Consider the following 18,256-nt stretch of genomic DNA (forward strand, 5'->3'; position numbering starts at 1 on the left):
ACGTCTCCAGTTTTTTATTCGTTAAACGTTAGCAGGGTTGCACCTGCCGCCACCTGATCACCGGTTTGAAAGTGAATCTGCTTAATCACCCCAGCTTCGCGGGCTGCAATACAGTGCTCCATTTTCATGGCTTCCATAATGACCAGGGGTGCGCCTTGATCAACCATTTCACCTTCTTTAACCATAATGGCTGTGATCGCTCCGCTCATGGGTGCGACCGGTTTATGATCCTGATCGTTATCATGGTCAATCTTATGGCCAGGCAGAGTGACTTCATAACTGGTGTCAGGAAGAAAAACTTTTAGCTGCTCGCCGGGCATTGGAATCACACGACCCTTTGCCATGTTGCTGGAGGCGGAAAATGTGAACTGACACGACTTGCCTTCACTTTCCTGTTGCCAGTGGGCAATCACGCTTAATGATTGATCATTGAAGTGGAGATGATAGGTATCCACATCTTTATGGATACGAATCTGATATAGCTGTTCATCCAATGTGAGATGCACGATCGATTGAAGCTGTAGGGAAGCGGAAGCTATCTCAACACGCTGACATTGATCTTCATATTGATAAATAGCGGCAAGGGAAAGTACCTGATATTGATCGTCTAGTTCAGATGAAAACGGATGTTGCTCGATAAAGTGAGTGTTCAACAGCCCTTGTTGAAAGTCCGGCGTTTTCAGCAGATGTATTAAGAAATCACGATTATCGTAAACACCCGCCTGACCGTATTCCATTAACGCTTCGTGCAATCGTTGGATGGCAGCATTACGGGTTGTACCCCGGGCAATCACTTTAGCAACCATCGGATCGTACCAGGCGGTGATACTGTCGCCCTTTTTAATGCCGGTATCAATGCGCAGATTGCCGTGGGTTTCAGGCCATGCCAGTGAGAAAATTCGACCGGATGCGGGGAGGAAATCTTGTCGGGGATTTTCCGCGTAAAGACGCGCTTCTATAGCATGACCATTGACGGATAGTTCCTGTTGTTGAAGCGGCAGAGGTTCTCCGGCGGCAATGGTAAGCTGCCAGTTCACCAGATCCAGATCCGTTATCATCTCCGTTACCGGATGCTCTACCTGCAGGCGAGTGTTCATTTCCATAAAATAGAACTGCTCGCCTTCCAATAGAAACTCCACCGTACCGGCACCTTGATAGCCAATCGCTTTACCCGCAGCAACGGCGGCCTTTCCCATCGCTTTGCGTAACTCATCCGATAAGCCCGGTGCCGGCGCTTCTTCAATGACTTTCTGGTGGCGACGCTGCAATGAACAATCACGGTCAAAGAGATAAACCCCATTACCGTGGTGATCGAAAAAAATCTGAACTTCTACATGGCGAGCCGTAGTGACAAAACGTTCCAGCAATAGCTTGTCGTTACCAAACGCTTTACTTGCCTCCCGTCGTGCAGAGTCCAGATGCTGCTGCAGGGAAGATGGGTTATCCACAACCCGCATGCCTTTTCCGCCCCCACCATAGGCGGCTTTAATCAATAATGGGTAACCAATGAGCTGCGCTTCTTTTGTTAACTGCTCATCGGATTGATTATCCCCGTGATAGCCCGGCGTTAACGGAACGCCCGCTTCCCCCATAATCTTTTTGGCTTCACTTTTTGAGCCCATGGCATCGATGGCAGATGCGGGTGGGCCAACAAAGATAATTCCACTTTTCTGGCATGCTTCAGCAAAACCTGCGTTCTCGGATAAAAAACCATAGCCCGGGTGAATCGCATCAACCGCTTCCTGTTTGGCGATCTCCAGAATGTGGTCAGCCTTTAAATAACTTTCGCTCGCAGGGCTCGGCCCAATATAGATGGCTTTGGTCGAAAGCTCGGTGTGCAGGGCCTGAGCATCCGCATCTGAATAGATAGCGATGGTTTCGATGCCCATGGCGCGAGCGGTGTTAATAACCCGACAGGCAATTTCACCACGGTTGGCAATCAACAGTCGTTTAATCATGAGTTGCCTCCCGCTTTCCAGGCAGGCGTTCGTTTCTCCAGAAAAGCGGATAAACCTTCCTGGCCTTCTTCAGAGGTTCGAACCCTGGCGATTTTCTCGCAGTTAGTGTTGATTAACGATTCGTTGATAGTTTGGTTGCTCACCGTACGGATCAGCTGTTTTGCTTCGGCCATGGCAATGGGAGCATTTTGCAAAAGTTGTTCTGCAATCGCCTGTGCAGTTGCAGCTAACTCATCTTCACGACAACGTTCGTGAATAATGTTCAATTGTTGAGCCTGCCAGCAATTGATGGTTTCAGCGGAGAGGAAGTACCGTCTGGCCTGACGCTCGCCCATCGCGCGAACCACATAGGGGCTGATGACCGCTGGCATTAACCCAAGCTTCACTTCACTTAAACAGAAGCGGGCAGACTCTGTTGCAATGGTCATATCACAGGCGGTGATTAACCCCAGCGCACCGCCATAAGCGGCACCTTGAATTAAGGCGAGTGTGGGGGCAGGGAAAAGATCCAGACGTTGTATCAGTTGAGCTAATTGTTGCGCGTCTTTGAAATTGTCTTCTTGGCTGAGATCTTTTGACTGGCGCATCCAGTTGAGATCAGCGCCGGTGCAGAAGTGCTTGCCACTGGATTTCAGTATCAACAATCGAACAGGCAGTTGGTCGAGCTCATCCAATGCTCGGTGAAACTCCGCAATCAGAGCTTCATTGAGCGCATTGCCCATTTCAGGTCGGTTTAAACACAGCGTGGCTATAACACCACTGCCGTTTTTAAGGGGCTCTACATCCAGCACCAGATTATTATTATTCGAAGCGGTCATGGTAATGAGTCCTGTTACATTCTAAATATGCCAAACCGGGTGTCTTCAATCGGTGCGTTCATGGCGGTTGAAAGACCAAGCCCTAAGACCGTTCTCGTCTCTAACGGATCTATGACCCCATCATCCCAGAGCCGTGCACTGGCGTAGTAAGGGTTTCCCTGATGCTCATAGCTATCAAGAATGGGCTGACGGATGGCTGTTTCCTGTTCTTCCGTTAATGGCGTGCCTTGCTTGTCCATGGCATCCCGTTTGACCTGAACAAGAACACCAGCCGCTTGTTCTGCGCCCATGACGGAAATACGGGCGTTTGGCCAGCTCCAGAGAAATCGTGGATCGTAAGCGCGCCCACACATGCCGTAGTTACCGGCACCAAAGCTACCGCCAATAATGACTGTGAATTTGGGCACTTTCGCGCAAGCGACAGCGTTCACCATTTTTGCACCGTGGCGTGCAATGCCACCGGATTCTGCCTGTGAACCCACCATATAGCCGGTGGTGTTTTGCAGAAACACCAGTGGAATACGACGCTGACAGCATAATTCAATAAAGTGTGCGCCTTTCTGAGCCGACTCTGAAAACAGAATGCCATTATTGGCAAGAATGCCTACCGGATAGCCGTGAATCCTTGCGAACCCACAGACTAATGTTTCGCCAAATAAGGCTTTGAATTCATCAAAGTCGGAATCATCGACGATTCGGGCAATCACTTCCCGCACATCGTAGGGTTGACGCAAGTCCGTTGGCACAACGCCGTAGAGTTCACTGATGTCGTACAAAGGTTCACGGCTCGGTTTCAAATCTAACTCTGCCTTTTTCACGGTGTTTAGCCGGGAGACAGATTGGCGAATCAGTTGAATAGCATGGGCATCGTTATTGGCGTAATGATCAGCAACCCCGGATTGACGACAGTGAACATCGGCACCACCCAATGCTTCGGCACTGATTTCTTCCCCAGTCGCTGCTTTTACCAGGGGAGGACCAGCCAGAAAAATAGTGCCTTGCTGTCGTACAATAATGCTTTCGTCGGCCATGGCGGGCACGTAAGCTCCGCCGGCAGTGCAGGAACCCATCACAGCAGCAATCTGTGGAATGCCTTTGGCGGATAAGTTGGCCTGATTAAAGAAGATTCGGCCAAAATGGTGTTTATCGGGAAAGACTTCATCCTGCCGTGGTAGATTGGCGCCACCAGAATCCACCAGATAAATGCAGGGTAAATGGTTCTGTTCGGCAATGGTTTGTGCCCGCAAATGCTTTTTAACTGTCAGGGGAAAATAGCTCCCACCTTTTACCGTTGCGTCATTGGCTACAATCATGCAGCCACGGCCAGAAATTCGTCCAATACCAGCCACTACACCGGCGCAGGGCACATAATCTTCGTAGACATTTTCAGCGGCCAGCAGCCCCACTTCGAGAAAGGGTGAACCGGGATCGATAAGCATGGCAATGCGATCCCGAGGGAGCAATTTACCTTTGCTGGTGTGCTTTTGCCGGGCTTTCTCTGAACCCCCTTGTTTCAGGCGCTCAGAAGTTTTATTCAGCTCATCAACCAGTGACTGCATCTGACGACGGTTGTCACTGAAGCTGGCACTGTCGATATTAATGTTGGTGGTAAGCGCAACCATAAGAAACTCCTTGATCCATCAATTAGTTGCCGGTTTCCTGAAACAACTCCCGACCAATTAACATACGACGAATTTCAGAAGTACCAGCACCAATTTCATAAAGCTTGGCATCTCTTAACAGGCGACCCGTTGGATAATCATTGATATAGCCATTCCCTCCCAGAATCTGAATGGCATCCAGTGCCAGAGAGGTTGCCTGTTCTGCGCAATAGAGAATCGTGCCAGCGGCATCTTTTCGAGTTGTCTCACCACGATCACAGGCGGCAGCGACCGTATAAAGATAAGCCTTACTGGCATTCATTCGGGTGTACATATCCGCTACTTTGCCCTGAATCAGCTGGAACTCACCAATGGCCTTACCAAACTGCTGGCGATCATGAATATAGGGCACCACCACATCCATACAGGCTTGCATAATGCCGGTTGGACCGCCGGATAAAACAACCCGTTCGTAATCCAGCCCACTCATCAATACTTCAACGCCACCGTTGTAGGCACCGAGAATATTGTCTTCCGGCACTTCACAATCTTCGAAGACCAGTTCGCAGGTGTTAGAACCTCGCATGCCCAGCTTGTCCAGTTTTTGTGCTCTGGAAAAACCGGGGAAATCCCGCTCAACAATAAAGGCTGTTATCCCTCTGGATTTCTTTTCCGGTTCTGTTTTTGCATAGATCACATAAGTGGCAGCGTCGGGACCATTGGTGATCCACATCTTGTTGCCATTCAGAATGAATTTGTCGCCTTTTTTTTCCGCTCTGAGTTTCATGCTGACCACATCAGAACCGGCACCGGGTTCGCTCATGGCGAGAGCACCAACTGCTTTTCCGCTAATCAGGTCAGGTAGATATTTATCTTTCTGTGCTTCGGTTCCCATGCGATGAATCTGGTTAACACAGAGGTTGGAATGTGCTCCGTAGCTCAGCCCCACAGAGGCCGATGCACGACTGATCTCTTCCATGGCGATAACATGGGCAAGATAGCCCATATCAGAACCGCCCAATTGTTCATTGACGGTAATCCCCAGTAATCCCATGTCGCCCATTTTTTGCCACAAATCTGAGGGGAACTGGTTGCTCTGATCGATCTCCGCTGCCCGGGGGGCGATTTCTTTTTTAGCAAACTGCCTGACCTGATTTCTTAACAGGTCATTGGTTTCTCCGAGGTTGTAATTGAGTTGGCTGTACTGGCTCATGGGTAATCCTCACTTTTATTTTTATTAATTCAGGATTGTGGGTATTTACTTTTTATTGTCTCGCATCGCTTTCTGGCAACGCTTTTTGGCGTTGGCTAATTCATCTTTCATAATCTGGATATCCGCCAACTGTTGTGCAAGACGCTCACTGGAGAGGTCTATAGCATCCAGTAAAGCTTGAAGCTGGTCGGTATTCTGTGAGCTTGGGTCGTACATTTCGATCAAAGCCTTTGATTCAGCCAGGCTGAAGCCCAGCCGCTTACCTCTGACGATCAGCTTAAGGTGCACACGGTCTTTTTTGCTGTACACGCGCTGCATGCCTTTGCGGGCAGGGTTTAGTAATCCCTCATCTTCGTAGAAGCGTATGGTTCGAGGGGTGATATCAAACTCTCGAGCCAGCTCTGAGATGGTAAACGTCGTTTCAGGCATATCGGAGGCAACCCTGATAATTTGTGCGCTTATATAATGCAGAGTATAGATTCCCTTTACGTAAACGTAAACTAAGGGCCAGCTTATTTCCAGTGTTGATGGCTAAAGGGTTGAAAAAATCAGGAAGGAAACTTATTGGTTGAGACGTAAATCATCAACCAATAAGAGAGAGGAGGGTTATATAACTTGGCTAAGAAAGGTTTTCAAGCGCTCGTTTTTCGGAGCATCAAAAAACGCATTGGGCTCACTGTCTACCAGCAGTTCGCCAGCATCCATAAACAACACCCGGTCGGCCATTTCCCGGGCAAAGCCCATTTCATGGGTAACCACAACCATGGTCATACCTTCTTTTGCCAGCTGTTTCATAACATCCAGCACTTCGCCGACCATCTCCGGGTCCAGTGCGCTGGTGGGCTCATCAAACAGCATGATGCGAGGTTGCATTGCCAATGCTCTGGCGATTGCGACTCGTTGTTGTTGGCCGCCGGATAATTGCGCGGGGAAACTGTCTGCTTTATCTGAAAGGCCGACTTTTTGCAGCAGTGTTCTAGAGCGCTCTTGCGCTTCGGCACGACTGATTCCTCGGACCTTCATAGGTGCAAGACAGATGTTGTCCATCACCGATAAATGCGGGAACAGGTTGAATGACTGAAACACCATGCCCACTTCTTCCCGGAGTTTATTGACGTCTCCGGGGGTGGTCAGGGAGATACCATCAACGACAATTTCACCGTCGTTAATGGTTTCCAGCTGATTCAGGGTTCTAAGAAAAGTGGATTTGCCTGAGCCGCTGGGGCCAATTACTACCACCACTTCTTGTTCATAAATGGTTTGGGAAACATTACGCAGCGCATGAACCCCATTGGGGTAGATCTTTTCTACCCCAGTCGCCTGGATGATGACTTCAGTCTCTGACGGCATACTTCACCTCCATACGACGCACCAGCCAGGACAGGGTGCCCGTTAACAGTAAATACAGCAGTGCAATGCTGAACCACACTTCAAAGGGGCTGAAGGTCACACTGACTACTTCTCGACCCGCTTTGGTCAGATCGGTTAACGATATGACGGATACCAGCGAAGAGTCTTTTATCAGGTTGATAAACTGGCCAGCTAAAGGTGGCAATACCCGCTTAAACGCCTGTGGCAGAATAATGTAGCGCATGGTCATGGAGCGACTCATGCCAAGGCTTCTTCCTGCTTCCATCTGCCCTCGGCTGATGGACTCAATGCCTGCACGAATGATTTCTGCAACATAGGCGCCGGTGAAGACTGACAGCGCCACAACGCCAGCGGTAAACCGCTCCAGATCCAATACCGTCCCAATAAAGAAGTAGACAATAAAGATTTGAACCAGCAATGGCGTACCGCGAACCAACTCAACATACACGGTTGCCATATGCCGCAGTGCCGGATTGGGTGAAATACGGGCAAGCCCTGCTAATGCCCCAAGCACAATGGCAAAAACAATGGAGACCAGTGATAACTTAATGGTCATCCATAGGCCGGTAGCAATAGGCCCGGGTTGCCATTGATAATTGGTCGCCAGAAGGTCACCTTCAAAAATCAGGTCTCCTTCAAAAACGGCAATCTCCTGATAATCAGTAAAAGACACTTGTTCACTACTGTCATACTCATTCACCAGTGTCAGTTGTCCTTTATCGTCTACCTCAATGTTGCCGTCGAATTCAGCCCGGAGTTCTTCCGGAGCCTGATAAAGAATGTACTGGGGGATTCGGTCCCAGCGCCAGATGTAGTCAATAGCCTGACTTGATTTGTAGATACCCAGACCCAACAGCAGCAATAAGGCAGCGAAGACCAGGTTCCAGAGAACCTGGTTAGGCTGCTTTTCCATTTGCAATGGCTGGCCTTTAACGGGTTTACCGTTCATCACCAGGCGTTACTTCAACGTCTTCTGCCATTCGGAACTTTCGAACCATTTAGCGTAGATTTTATCGTAAGTACCGTCACCCTGAATTTGGGTCAGGAAGTTGTTCAGCCAGTTGATGAAGTCCGGGTCGCCTTTACGCACACCCCAAGCCAGAGGCTCATAGGTAAATGGTGAGTCCAGGTGAACCAGTTTGCCAGGGTTTTGGCTTGCGTAAATAGCATTGAATGGGAAGTCATATACAAAAGCGTCTGCTTTGCCGTTGAGAACCTCGATAGCGCCATCGGATTCAGTTTCAAATAATCTCAACTTGGCTTTGCTCAAGTAACGCTTAGCGGCGATATCGCCAGTGGTGCCCAGCTTGGATGCAACAATGTACTTAGGGTCGTTCAGATCTTTATAAGATTTGATTTCATCTTCAAGGCCTTCACGAACCAGTACACTTTGACCAATGACAATGTAAGGATTGGCAAAGTTGATCTGCAGGTTACGCTGAGAAGTCAGAGTCATGCCGGCCATGATGATGTCGAACTTGTCCGTCATCAGTGCAGGAATGATACCGTCCCATGCAGTGTTCACAATTTCCAGCTTAACGCCCATGGCTTTAGCCATTTGACGAGCGACGTCTACATCAAAGCCAACGATCTTGCCTTGCTTGTTGGTCATCTCGAAAGGCATATAACCTGCATCCAAACCAATACGCAGAACTTTACGCTCCATGATTTGGTTCAGGGTGGATTCTTCCCAGATTTGATTATAAGAGGCGAACAGCGAAGAGCTGAATGCCAGCAAGAATGCCAGCAGGGTGGTTATTCTTTTCATTATTACTCCTTAAAGCAGCCGGATCTCCTGTTTATCCGATGCCGATTATCTTTATTATCTTGCTGACTGTTCCGTGTCTGCTACACCTCGTAATAAAATAGTTCTACGAGGAAACAGTTCGCATTGTACATACTCTGTTGTGTATTGCCAGCGCAATAAATCGGTGATTAACTGAGACGCAGTTTCGTAACTTCTTGACTTGAAATTTATAAATGGTAAATCAATATCTACCTTTGTTGTTGATTCAGAAAATGGATATGTAAACGCTGGGTGCAACGTGATCAGTTTTGATATGAATTGGATTTTCCTATTATTTAAAGTGTGATTTTATGTCGTTTTTGTAATTATGAGTGAATAGCATTTTAAATGGCTTTTGATAAATAAAGTATTATATGCAGCCTTGAACCATTGTGACTGTCTGAATGTCAAATTCAGTAGCCATTAGATCTAATGGCAGTTATTGATGCTTGGTTTGAGGTGTTTAAAATGAACAATGGTGTATCTGAATCCGATTCTGCAACTAGTTATATTACAAAAAATCCTTCCGATGAAACAGCCCTGCTAAATGTGTGCAATGGTGATGTTGAAGGCAGTAAGCAGGCGTCCGGCGAGAACAGTTGTGGTTGGGGGCCTAGGAAAGTTGTAATAGCTGTTGTTGGCGGATGCCTATTCGTAGGGGCGACTTTTGCAGCGATTTATCTTGGTACTCAATCTGGTGATAGTGGAAATATGCTTGAAGCTGTTCTGTCAGATCGGAATGTGACAGGTCTCAATGTCACTAGCTCGAGTTCTGGTAACTCCATGCTCTCTCCTTTAATACAATCAGGCCAGCCCGGTAATTCAATGTTAACCCCCTCGCTACGTAACCATGAAAAGGAAGCGGATGCTGATGTAAAAACTGTTTCTTCTACAGCCTCAACACCGGTGACAACTACAACGGAAAAAACGAGCTCTACTGCTAAGGTCGTCAACGAGCAGAAGGAGGGCGCTGGAAGGGATGCTTCGCAATCTGACATTGTAGGTCAGAATAATTTTTCTCAATCTAAGAAAAATAGCAGCAAGGTGGGTGAGGTAGAAAGCATGGAAAATATTGATAAGCCTGCTGATGAGGATGAAAATATGATGCAGGGCGATGACCCTAATGCATACTCTGGAATTTCAGATGGACAACTGTCGGCTACCGAGACTAAAACTGATGTACAACAGTGGTATAGAAAGATGGTATTTACCAAGGATAAACCAAAACTTCTATTCACGTATCATGCTGAAAGTCATGTGCATAACTATGAACCGACCCGAGTAGGGACCGTTCGGGTTGTAGCAGAGCTGACAACTATGGGAAGGTCTTTAAATAGAAGGGCTGAAGATTTTAATGGCATGTCACTTACTCTGATTAGTACAGAAGGTAATCGAACGATTTTATCAAAAGATATAGGTATTGATTACGCACTAAACAGAGAAGTAGACAATTCTAAACACTGTGCTCCAGTAGGATCTAATGGCGTACTGTCTTGTGACTTCAATTTTCAATTAGATAAAGACCAACAACATGGTGATTGGAGGTTAGTTCTTGATGATCCCAAAAAAAATGGGTGTCTGGAGTATGTCAGCGCATGGTTCCCGACTGGTACATATAACAGCGATGAGTTTCCAACACACAGAGTGCGTACTAATAAGGAAGCTAATTGCATAAAGATTACCCCTGTCAGCAATTACATTGTAGCCCCTTACTTTGCTAAAGGAGAAGTAACGGTTGATGTGACTCTAGGTGGGTTCGACAGTGTTGATAGCGATGAGCTCTCTACCTTTAAACTGGCATTGATCACGCCAGATAATCAACATATCTCATTGTATGATGGTTCGGATACTGAAAAGGACAGTTTTACCAGGGAACAGAATGACAGTGATCTAATTTTTCATTTTACCAAAACACTAGACGGCAGTGCGCGTGATGGTAAATGGAGCCTTTTTGGCGCTGATAGCACTGGAAGGATGATAACCGTTAAAGGTTGGACTTTATCCCTTAATGCGCAAGGAACTGAAGTTTAGAAAGTAATATAACTAGAATTATTTTTTAAATAGGAGTGAGAATCTAGTTTTTAATGTGCGTTTTCCTTTGCTGTCTTATATTGTCTGATGACACCTAAATAAATCAGGCCCCTTGAGGAGCTACCAGTATCAGGATAAGTATTTATTATGCAGTTATTCGGAGGTGCGGCAAGCGCAAGCTCTGGGGGTAATTTAAATCCGACAAGCTTGTCAGTAGATGAATCACCAACTATCAGTGGTGTTGCTCAAACCAAGATAGACCCAAGAGTAGATTTTGATGCAGAAGTAGGGAGAGTTTGGTGTCGAGGCGTTATGAAGCTTGGGTCCGGAGTATTACAGATGTACCTTCCAAAAGGTGAGGGTGGGCAACGCCACTTAAATATGACGTCTATTGCGGTCACTGCGTTATTTGTCATGTCGGGGGCGACACTTTGTCTATATTGCCTAAATGGAGCGGAGTTAGTCATAACGTTGACGCCAGAGCTAGTTTCCCGGTTATCATTTTACTTATCAAACCCTGGTTTGATTCCACAAATAAACTATTCAGAAATCCCTCCTTTTCTATGTGCAGCCTTACTTCACGTATATAGCAATATTAATGGAGGATGGTTTGCCTGGGGAAAAATAAAAGAATGTATTGATCTGATCCCATACTTGCAGGGAAAAGAATCTGAGCGTTTGAAAAAGAAAGAAATCTACATGAATATCTTTAGAGTGCTTTTTAATTATTTGATCATGCGCTCTATAGGCAGCAAGCCATTTATTATTGATACTGCAAACTGTCCGAAACAACCAAAAGGAATTTGTCCCTGTGCCACACCGGCAAAAGAAATGCCCTTAGAGTATCCCACCAAGTACAGAGGTAAAATACCTGTTGAAATTCCTCGTGAGGCAGTAGTCAGTAGTTGTTGGCTGGTCAGTGATACTTTATGTTATTGGTGGCGGGCGTTAACAGATGGTTTTGGAGTCACATCCGGTTGATTGGATATCAACCGGATGGACAGAGGAATAACTCTTATCAGGCAGCCATCGCGCCAACCGCAAATTGATTACGCAACTCCTGAATACGGCTCATATAGCTGTTGTATTCCGGAGAAGCGTGATGCGCGTAGTGCATGTTTTTAAACATGCCGGTCAGCTTCACAAAGTAATCACGCACTTCTTCTTTATCAGCAAAGTTGTACTGCTGACGAATCAGGCTGACGATCAGGTTGAAGTTTTCCTGCTGACGATGAATCGGACAGGAGGCGTCTACATCGTCAAAGGCGTCCTGTTGCAGATAAACCATGTCCAGCAGGAAGGATTTCTGGAAGGTCACATAGTCTTCCAGGGTAATACCTTCTTCACCGGTTACCTGCATCATCTGGTTGATGCTGTCGCCACGAACCAGCAGTTCCTGCATCTCCTTAACGTTGGAAACCCAATCAGGCGACAGGTTCTTGTTGTACCAACCTTCCAGCTGATCCAGATAACGTGACCAGGAGATCAGTGGGTCAATCGCTGGGTAGAAGCGTTTGTAAGCGCGATCATAAGACAGGCCGAGGAACGCTTTTACCGTACTCAGTGTCGCCTGAGTCACAGGCTCTTCAAAGTTACCGCCAGCAGGGGATACGGAACCGATCATGGTCAGGGAACCCTGATCACCATCTTCGTTGCAAACGACACCGCAACGCTCGTATACACCTTTAATGGCGGAGTCCATATAAGCTGGGAAACCTTCTTCGCCCGGGATTTCTTCCAAACGGTTAGAGGTTTCACGCATGGCCTGCGCCCAGCGAGAGGTGGAGTCTGCCAACGCCAGTACGTTGTAACCCATCTGGCGGTAGTATTCGCCAAGGGTCAGACCCGTGTAGATAGACGCTTCACGAGCAGCTACCGGCATGGACGACGTATTACAGATAATCACCGTTCGATCAATCAATGCACCGCCGGTTTTTGGATCCTGCAGGTGTGGGAATTCTTCGATGGTTTCCACCACCTCACCGGCACGTTCGCCACAGGCGGTGACGATGACGATGTCCGCGTCGCAATAACGGGAGAAGCCGTGCTGCAACACGGTTTTACCAGAACCGAATGGACCAGGAATGCAGCCAGTACCACCACGGGCGATTGGGAAGAAAGTATCCACAATACGTGTGGTGGTGATCAGTGGCTCTGTTGGGTAAAGACGGTGAGTCTTACCTTTAGCGGCCAGTGTTTCAGCAATGGATTTACGAACCGGCCATTTCTGATACATCGTCAGAGCAATTTCTTCGCCCTTCTGGTTTTTAACGCGAGCAACCACGGTGTCCACCGTGAAGTTGCCTTCCTGCATCCACACCACTTCCACTTCGCCCACAGTTTCAAATGGGATCATGATTTTGTGGGTAAAGCGACCTTCCGGTACGGTACCAAATGTTTCACCGGCGTGGAGCTTATCGCCAATTTTGGCAACGGCAGTAAACGCCCATGTGCGTGTATGATCCAGAGACTGAACCTGCACACCACGCTGCAGGAAGCTGCCGTGTAAATTGGCCAGCTGTTCCAGTGGGTTCTGCAGACCATCGTAGATCATGCTGAGAATACCTGGACCCAGATCCAGAGAAAGCATTTTTCCGGTCTGGAGAATCAGGTCACCCACGGCAACGCCACGGGTTTCTTCGAATACCTGAATGTCTGCGGTGTTGCCTTTTACCCGGAGGATTTCAGCCATCAGCTGTTCTTCCACCGCTTCATTGGAACGGCGGCTTGGTAGTACGTAGACTACCTCGTTCTTTACCAGGGGCTTGCGTGCTTCGCCCTGGCCGATGCCGGTTGCGATGCTTTCAATGGTGATGATATCACCCATCACCGCGACCACTCGGGCAGTGGCCTGTTGCATCAGATCATTTGTTTCAGTCATGTGTATAACCGTTGTCGTATTTCGTCGAATTTCGTTTTAATTCGGAGAACCTGGTAGCTGGTGAGCAAATGTGCCCAGTGCTTGCTGAGTCAGGTCATTAAATCGAACCACTGCTTCATCGCCGTTATAGGATGTCCACCGTGCCACCAGATTCCAGCGCAGCAAGTAGATCACGACCGCTTCAAAATCAAAACGATGACGGGCGCTCAGCTCATTCAGTTTGTTCCAAACCGCTTCCATGACCGTTTTTTCCAGCGTGAGGTAATCCTTTTTATTCAGGCACTCCACGGCAGTGGGAATCCAGGGAAACGCGTTCTGCAAACCAAGGGTTGGGTGGTTCCAGTTGCGACGAATGTAAGCGTAGCGGCTGCCGTAACTCCAGCGAGCAGACGTCGGTGCCTGAATACCCTGGGCTTTACGTCTCAGGGCTGCGGCAATGGTGCGCATATCAAGGCGCCAGTTCACCAGCTCTTTCAGGTCAGTGCTGTCCAGCTGCTGCAGAAGACGCTCCGCAAGATTGATCAGATACTCTTCTTTAACGTCGTCGCCCAAATGGCTCCAGTGAACCAGCTGCTCAACCTTAACCAGGGTTTCCTGATCGGCGGTCGACAACATGGACAGTCGACGATCCAGCTGAATGCGAGAGATCGGCGTAATCTTGCTGTTAAACAGCGAGTCGATATGGGGCAGCGATGTCAGCAGGGTATAGTAGGCATTGTCTGCCATCTTACTCTCCTAGTTCAGTATGGAATCAGTCGGCAGTCGTTTAATTCGACTACCGACGGACATCACTGATTATTTAATGATACCTTCCAGGAGCGCACGGAAGCGTGGTTGCAAGTGCTTCAGCAGAACTTCAGCAACCGCTTCATCGGTCAGCTCAACCTGAATGTCTTTGTCTTTCAGGCGGAAGGAAATACCTGTCTGGCTTACGCCACCGGTGGTAAAGGTCACGCCGTTTTCCAGCATATCGCTGGCGCGCTTCATGGCGAACTCCAGCAGGCCGCCCGCTTTCAGTAACTCAGGGTTGTCACGGAGTTCATCCACACCAATGACTTTTCTGGGCAGAATCACTTCGATGTTCTGTTCGCCGTGCAGGTTGTTCTGGCCAGCGACTTCGACAATCATTTTTTCCAGCAGTTGATCGCCTTCCATGGAGTGGCTGACCACCGCACGGATCTGGTTGGAGAAGGTTTTCAGCAGATAATCTTTCAGCTCAAGAATGGCGTTACGTTCTGCCAGTTGCAGCGCTTCGGTGCCAGCCTTGGTGATAAAGCCGGCTTCTTCACGGGCCTTGCCCACGATGGCGCTGGCACGCTTTTCGGCGTCGGCAATCAATTCTGCTGCGCGGGCTTCTGCACCCGCAACAATTTTGCTGGCTTCCTGACGACCACTGTCAACACCCTGGTTGCGCAGCTTTTCAATCAGTTCCTGAACGCCGACGGAAACGGTTTTCCCTTCGGGGGTTGCAATACTCATATTCGAATCCTGTATCTTTGGGGCTTTAGGCCGACCACAAACCCTGTTCTGGTTCCTATGCTCTGTGTGGGAACCACTTGAACCTCAGGTATGCATTCCCACGCGAAGCATGGGAACGAGGTGTAGTGAGTTCGTGGCAGAACCCGTCATCAGGCAACGATGCCCTGACCCATTACCAAAGCGAATACGAAGGCGAATACTGCGAAGCCTTCAACGATAGCAGCCGGTGCGATGGACAGACCAAACACTTCCGGCTTGTTTTTAGAAGCATTGATCGCTGCAGCAACCGCCTGACCCTGATAGATAGCAGAGTACATCAGCGCAATACCCGTCAGCAGACCAATACCGAACAGACCGGGCGCACTGGCGTCAGTAACGCCGATTGCGCTGAGAGTAAACATAATAACAATGCCGTAAATAACCTGAGAGGAAGGCATCGCAGAAAGACCAACGAACTTACCGTAACCACTCTCAACATCCAGCATCGCACCACAGGCAGCCTGACCTGCAACGGAACAGCCGATAGCTGAACCAACAGCACCCAGAGCAACCGGCGCGAAAACACCTACCCAACCCAGTGCAATAATCAAACCTTCCATTTTCAATCCTCTCGTTTACTAAAAGCTTTGAATGGGTAGCCTTCGTCAGACAGTCCCCAGTTAACAAATTCAATGACGTTAAGACGCATACCGTGAACCACACCGCTCATGATACAGAGCGCAAAGTTAAGAATGTGGCCCAGCAGCAGAATGACTCCCGCAAACAGCACACCGGTGACGGGGCTGGAATTGAGAACGTCCATAGCCAAAGAGTTAAACGTCATGGCCAGAGATGCACCGGACAGGCCGAGAGCAAACAGGCGCATATAACTGAGCACATCACCAAAGGCGCCGGTAATGTTGTAGACGGCTTTCAGGCCATCCAGCATTCTCAGAATCAGATCTTTAAACGATGATACGGCGCGGTCGCTGGAGAACAGGAAGACCAGTGCAGCACCGCCAATCATCATGCCGGGACCAATGGTGGTCTCGAACGACGCTGGAAGTGTATCTGTCATGCCCAGCCAGATAGAGGTACCACCGGCCATCAGTGTTGCCCAGCCCAGAGGGGCTAATGCATAACTGGAGCCACGATTGACGACAGCGGTCATTACGTTGGCGACCACCAGGTGGGACACACCAATAATCACCGATAACTTCATCATCGCGTTGTAATCATTCAGGTTGATAAACGCCAGTTGTCCAAGGAAACTGCCCTCGGAAGGTGCCGCTCCAAAGTAACTGCCGATAAATACACCCCAGACCACACCAACGACGGACATGAAGTAACCAAGGTTCATCAGTCGTTTACCTGCTTCGCTCTGGTTCAGCTTGCCTCGGCAGAGGAAGATGATCAGGGCGAAAATCAGACAGTACATGGCATCACTCATGATCATCGCAAAGAACAGCGAGAACGAGTAAAACACCACATTGCCCGGATCCCAGGCGCGATAGTTTGGCGTCTGGAAGAAGCCAAGGGCGTCGGCACCACCACCGGTTCCGGCTGGTTTGTCCAGAAGCGTGGGTGGATTGTCGTCTTTTGCCGGTGCTTCAAAGATCGCCGCGACACCATGAGCCGAAGTAAAGGCTTCTACCGCTTCCCGCTCTGACACCGGCACCCAACCTTGCACCAGGAAGAATTCTTCTTCATCCATGGTGCTGTTGTTGGCTTGTTGCAGATCTGCACTGTCCATACGGGCAGCCAATACCTGATCCAACAGATAATTCCAGCGAGTCAGAGATTCCCGTTCCGACAGAAGATCTTCAATCGCATCTTCCGCTTCATCCAACATCTCTTCGAGGCGGGACAGTGGAATCTTGCCCACGTGGGAACGAGGAAAAGGAATCAGGGTTTCGTCAGGCTCTTCGTCAGATACCACGATCACATAACTGTCTTTCTGGGTCTGATGAATCAGTTCCCAGGCCAGTTCATGTTCTTTCAGAGCATCCTGCATCGCAGCCAGTTCGCCGTTAGACAGCACGTAGAACCAGAGTCGTTGATGATCCAGATCGTTCAGAGCAGGAAACGCAAATTCCCCCCAGGGGCGAACGTCACGGATGCGCTCCTGAAGTTTGTCACGGATGTCGGACTGTTCACGAAACTTCGATTTGTTGTCGAGAATCTTATGAACAATGTCGTCAATCTGTGCCACTTCTTTCCGTTCCCGGAAATTACGCACCTGTCGTCTTTGCTTGGGGCTTCGTTCCAGCCAGATCTTGGCCTCACTGGCCTCACCGGGCTGTACCTGCACTTCGACTGGCTTCTCAGTCAGCGGAATCAGATGCAGACAACCGAGCTTTTGCAGCCCTTTCAGAATGCCATCTTTTTCGTGATTGGGACCGTAAAGCGTGATCTTGTTAAGTCGTTTAATAGCCATAATCAATACTTTCGCAGTTCAGTAACATCATGGAGTTCCCACATGGAGTTCCCACGAATACACTGTGTGAGTCGTTTAACTCGCCTGCGAACGACCTCCTTTGGCTTCCTGGGCCAGAACCTTGCCCTTGGAGAGCTTGGCGTTCATGACGCTGGCTCTGTCCTGGTCAGACATATAGATCTGGATTTTCTGGATGTTCTTCCTGGTCTGAGGAATCAGCACCTTGGAGAACAGGTTTACCCGCTGTGATGTGGTTCGGGTCGCCTTGTCCAGCTCTTTATGTCGCAGCTGACGCACCTGAAGTTCAACTTTCAGGCGAATCATTTTTTGCAACAGCTCGACCAGATAATCCACCCAGTGGGGTTTTGCCAGATCACTGTAAGGTGTCAGCGCAATTTCAATATGCTCAACCGCAGGAACCGATGTGCCGACGATGTTTTCCTGTTTCAGGCGCACGTCCGTGACCTTTACCAGATTTTCGACCTGCACATCTTGTCGTGCCAGCATGGGCAACTGTTGTTTAACCAGTTTTTCCACATCGGCGAGTTCTTCCCGGGTTTCTGCCAGGGCTTCTTCGGCCTTTTTGCGTTCCATCATCAGCTGCTGGCGCTTGAGCTCAAGAGCCGGCAAATAACGGTTGAACGTTTTTAGACTGCGCTTCTCTTTGTTTAATGAACTTTTGTTGAGAGCTACCTTGGCCAT

At 48.7% G+C, this 18,256-nt stretch carries 16 protein-coding genes; 2 read left to right on the top strand and 14 right to left on the bottom strand.

The features are described 5' to 3' along the window. Window positions 1-14: 14 nt before the first annotated feature. The 8 genes from Q1B11_RS01235 to Q1B11_RS01270 all read right to left on the bottom strand — a co-directional run bounded on the left by Q1B11_RS01235 (window position 15) and on the right by Q1B11_RS01270 (window position 8,729). Window positions 15-1,958 (bottom strand): biotin carboxylase N-terminal domain-containing protein, encoded by a 1,944-nt coding sequence (locus Q1B11_RS01235; protein ID WP_299726129.1) that lies wholly within the window; start codon window positions 1,956-1,958, stop codon window positions 15-17. Next, window positions 1,955-2,776, bottom strand: coding sequence for an enoyl-CoA hydratase-related protein (locus Q1B11_RS01240; protein WP_299726132.1), 822 nt, complete (start codon window positions 2,774-2,776; stop codon window positions 1,955-1,957). The genes Q1B11_RS01235 and Q1B11_RS01240 overlap by 4 nt, the downstream gene beginning before the upstream one ends. 14 nt (window positions 2,777-2,790) lie before the next feature. Continuing rightward, the gene (locus tag Q1B11_RS01245) at window positions 2,791-4,398 is read right to left on the bottom strand and encodes a carboxyl transferase domain-containing protein (RefSeq protein ID WP_299726135.1); all 1,608 of its coding nucleotides are present in this window, start codon (window positions 4,396-4,398) and stop codon (window positions 2,791-2,793) included. Window positions 4,399-4,420: 22 nt separating this feature from the next. Then, on the bottom strand, window positions 4,421-5,590 hold the full coding sequence (locus tag Q1B11_RS01250; protein WP_299726138.1) for an isovaleryl-CoA dehydrogenase: 1,170 nt from the start codon (window positions 5,588-5,590) through the stop codon (window positions 4,421-4,423). Window positions 5,591-5,635: 45 nt separating this feature from the next. Further along, on the bottom strand, window positions 5,636-6,019 hold the full coding sequence (locus Q1B11_RS01255; protein WP_299726141.1) for a MerR family DNA-binding transcriptional regulator: 384 nt from the start codon (window positions 6,017-6,019) through the stop codon (window positions 5,636-5,638). A gap of 177 nt (window positions 6,020-6,196) precedes the next feature. Continuing rightward, window positions 6,197-6,940: an amino acid ABC transporter ATP-binding protein gene (locus Q1B11_RS01260; protein ID WP_299726144.1), complete on the bottom strand. Its 744-nt coding sequence runs from the start codon at window positions 6,938-6,940 to the stop codon at window positions 6,197-6,199. Then, the gene (locus Q1B11_RS01265) at window positions 6,924-7,910 is read right to left on the bottom strand and encodes an amino acid ABC transporter permease (protein ID WP_299726147.1); all 987 of its coding nucleotides are present in this window, start codon (window positions 7,908-7,910) and stop codon (window positions 6,924-6,926) included. Before Q1B11_RS01265 ends, Q1B11_RS01260 begins: the two co-directional genes overlap by 17 nt. Window positions 7,911-7,919: 9 nt before the next feature. Then, the gene (locus tag Q1B11_RS01270; protein ID WP_299726150.1) at window positions 7,920-8,729 is read right to left on the bottom strand and encodes a transporter substrate-binding domain-containing protein; all 810 of its coding nucleotides are present in this window, start codon (window positions 8,727-8,729) and stop codon (window positions 7,920-7,922) included. Between the two features lie 450 nt (window positions 8,730-9,179). Here Q1B11_RS01270 and Q1B11_RS01275 point away from each other — a divergent pair, with 450 nt between their 5' ends. Further along, complete coding sequence (locus Q1B11_RS01275) at window positions 9,180-10,778, top strand: hypothetical protein (RefSeq protein WP_299726153.1); 1,599 nt, start codon at window positions 9,180-9,182, stop codon at window positions 10,776-10,778. A gap of 147 nt (window positions 10,779-10,925) precedes the next feature. Continuing rightward, window positions 10,926-11,759, top strand: a complete 834-nt coding sequence (locus Q1B11_RS01280; protein WP_299726155.1) for a hypothetical protein — start codon at window positions 10,926-10,928, stop codon at window positions 11,757-11,759. Window positions 11,760-11,796: 37 nt separating this feature from the next. On the opposite strand, the gene Q1B11_RS01285 is transcribed toward Q1B11_RS01280, so the two are convergent. The 6 genes from Q1B11_RS01285 to Q1B11_RS01310 all read right to left on the bottom strand — a co-directional run bounded on the left by Q1B11_RS01285 (window position 11,797) and on the right by Q1B11_RS01310 (window position 18,256). Next, on the bottom strand, window positions 11,797-13,659 hold the full coding sequence (locus Q1B11_RS01285) for a V-type ATP synthase subunit A (protein WP_299726158.1): 1,863 nt from the start codon (window positions 13,657-13,659) through the stop codon (window positions 11,797-11,799). 36 nt (window positions 13,660-13,695) lie between these two features. Beyond that, window positions 13,696-14,385, bottom strand: a complete 690-nt coding sequence (locus Q1B11_RS01290) for a DUF2764 family protein (RefSeq protein ID WP_299726161.1) — start codon at window positions 14,383-14,385, stop codon at window positions 13,696-13,698. Between the two features lie 69 nt (window positions 14,386-14,454). Then, window positions 14,455-15,138 carry an ATPase gene (locus Q1B11_RS01295; RefSeq protein ID WP_299726164.1) on the bottom strand — a complete coding sequence of 228 codons (684 nt, stop codon included), beginning with the start codon at window positions 15,136-15,138 and terminating at the stop codon, window positions 14,455-14,457. A 149-nt stretch (window positions 15,139-15,287) separates the two neighbouring features. Continuing rightward, window positions 15,288-15,737 (bottom strand): ATP synthase subunit C, encoded by a 450-nt coding sequence (locus tag Q1B11_RS01300; RefSeq protein WP_067514342.1) that lies wholly within the window; start codon window positions 15,735-15,737, stop codon window positions 15,288-15,290. A 2-nt stretch (window positions 15,738-15,739) separates the two neighbouring features. Further along, window positions 15,740-17,554 carry a V-type ATP synthase subunit I gene (locus tag Q1B11_RS01305; protein ID WP_299726173.1) on the bottom strand — a complete coding sequence of 605 codons (1,815 nt, stop codon included), beginning with the start codon at window positions 17,552-17,554 and terminating at the stop codon, window positions 15,740-15,742. A gap of 75 nt (window positions 17,555-17,629) precedes the next feature. Continuing rightward, window positions 17,630-18,256 (bottom strand): V-type ATP synthase subunit D, encoded by a 627-nt coding sequence (locus Q1B11_RS01310; RefSeq protein ID WP_299726176.1) that lies wholly within the window; start codon window positions 18,254-18,256, stop codon window positions 17,630-17,632.

This window comes from uncultured Endozoicomonas sp. (assembly GCF_947495845.1).
GTDB lineage: Bacteria > Pseudomonadota > Gammaproteobacteria > Pseudomonadales > Endozoicomonadaceae > Endozoicomonas.

Excerpts from the sequence above, each read along its gene's own strand:
- Q1B11_RS01280 (WP_299726155.1), top strand. The coding sequence starts at position 10,926 with ATGCAGTTATTCGGAGGTGCGGCAAGCGCAAGCTCTGGGGGTAATTTA.
- Q1B11_RS01235 (WP_299726129.1), bottom strand. The coding sequence starts at position 1,958 with ATGATTAAACGACTGTTGATTGCCAACCGTGGTGAAATTGCCTGTCGG.
- Q1B11_RS01260 (WP_299726144.1), bottom strand. The coding sequence starts at position 6,940 with ATGCCGTCAGAGACTGAAGTCATCATCCAGGCGACTGGGGTAGAAAAG.
- Q1B11_RS01250 (WP_299726138.1), bottom strand. The coding sequence starts at position 5,590 with ATGAGCCAGTACAGCCAACTCAATTACAACCTCGGAGAAACCAATGAC.
- Q1B11_RS01265 (WP_299726147.1), bottom strand. The coding sequence starts at position 7,910 with ATGAACGGTAAACCCGTTAAAGGCCAGCCATTGCAAATGGAAAAGCAG.
- Q1B11_RS01275 (WP_299726153.1), top strand. The coding sequence starts at position 9,180 with ATGGCAGTTATTGATGCTTGGTTTGAGGTGTTTAAAATGAACAATGGT.
- Q1B11_RS01270 (WP_299726150.1), bottom strand. The coding sequence starts at position 8,729 with ATGAAAAGAATAACCACCCTGCTGGCATTCTTGCTGGCATTCAGCTCT.
- Q1B11_RS01255 (WP_299726141.1), bottom strand. The coding sequence starts at position 6,019 with ATGCCTGAAACGACGTTTACCATCTCAGAGCTGGCTCGAGAGTTTGAT.
- Q1B11_RS01300 (WP_067514342.1), bottom strand. The coding sequence starts at position 15,737 with ATGGAAGGTTTGATTATTGCACTGGGTTGGGTAGGTGTTTTCGCGCCG.
- Q1B11_RS01245 (WP_299726135.1), bottom strand. The coding sequence starts at position 4,398 with ATGGTTGCGCTTACCACCAACATTAATATCGACAGTGCCAGCTTCAGT.
- Q1B11_RS01310 (WP_299726176.1), bottom strand. The coding sequence starts at position 18,256 with ATGGCCAAGGTAGCTCTCAACAAAAGTTCATTAAACAAAGAGAAGCGC.
- Q1B11_RS01290 (WP_299726161.1), bottom strand. The coding sequence starts at position 14,385 with ATGGCAGACAATGCCTACTATACCCTGCTGACATCGCTGCCCCATATC.
- Q1B11_RS01285 (WP_299726158.1), bottom strand. The coding sequence starts at position 13,659 with ATGACTGAAACAAATGATCTGATGCAACAGGCCACTGCCCGAGTGGTC.
- Q1B11_RS01305 (WP_299726173.1), bottom strand. The coding sequence starts at position 17,554 with ATGGCTATTAAACGACTTAACAAGATCACGCTTTACGGTCCCAATCAC.
- Q1B11_RS01295 (WP_299726164.1), bottom strand. The coding sequence starts at position 15,138 with ATGAGTATTGCAACCCCCGAAGGGAAAACCGTTTCCGTCGGCGTTCAG.
- Q1B11_RS01240 (WP_299726132.1), bottom strand. The coding sequence starts at position 2,776 with ATGACCGCTTCGAATAATAATAATCTGGTGCTGGATGTAGAGCCCCTT.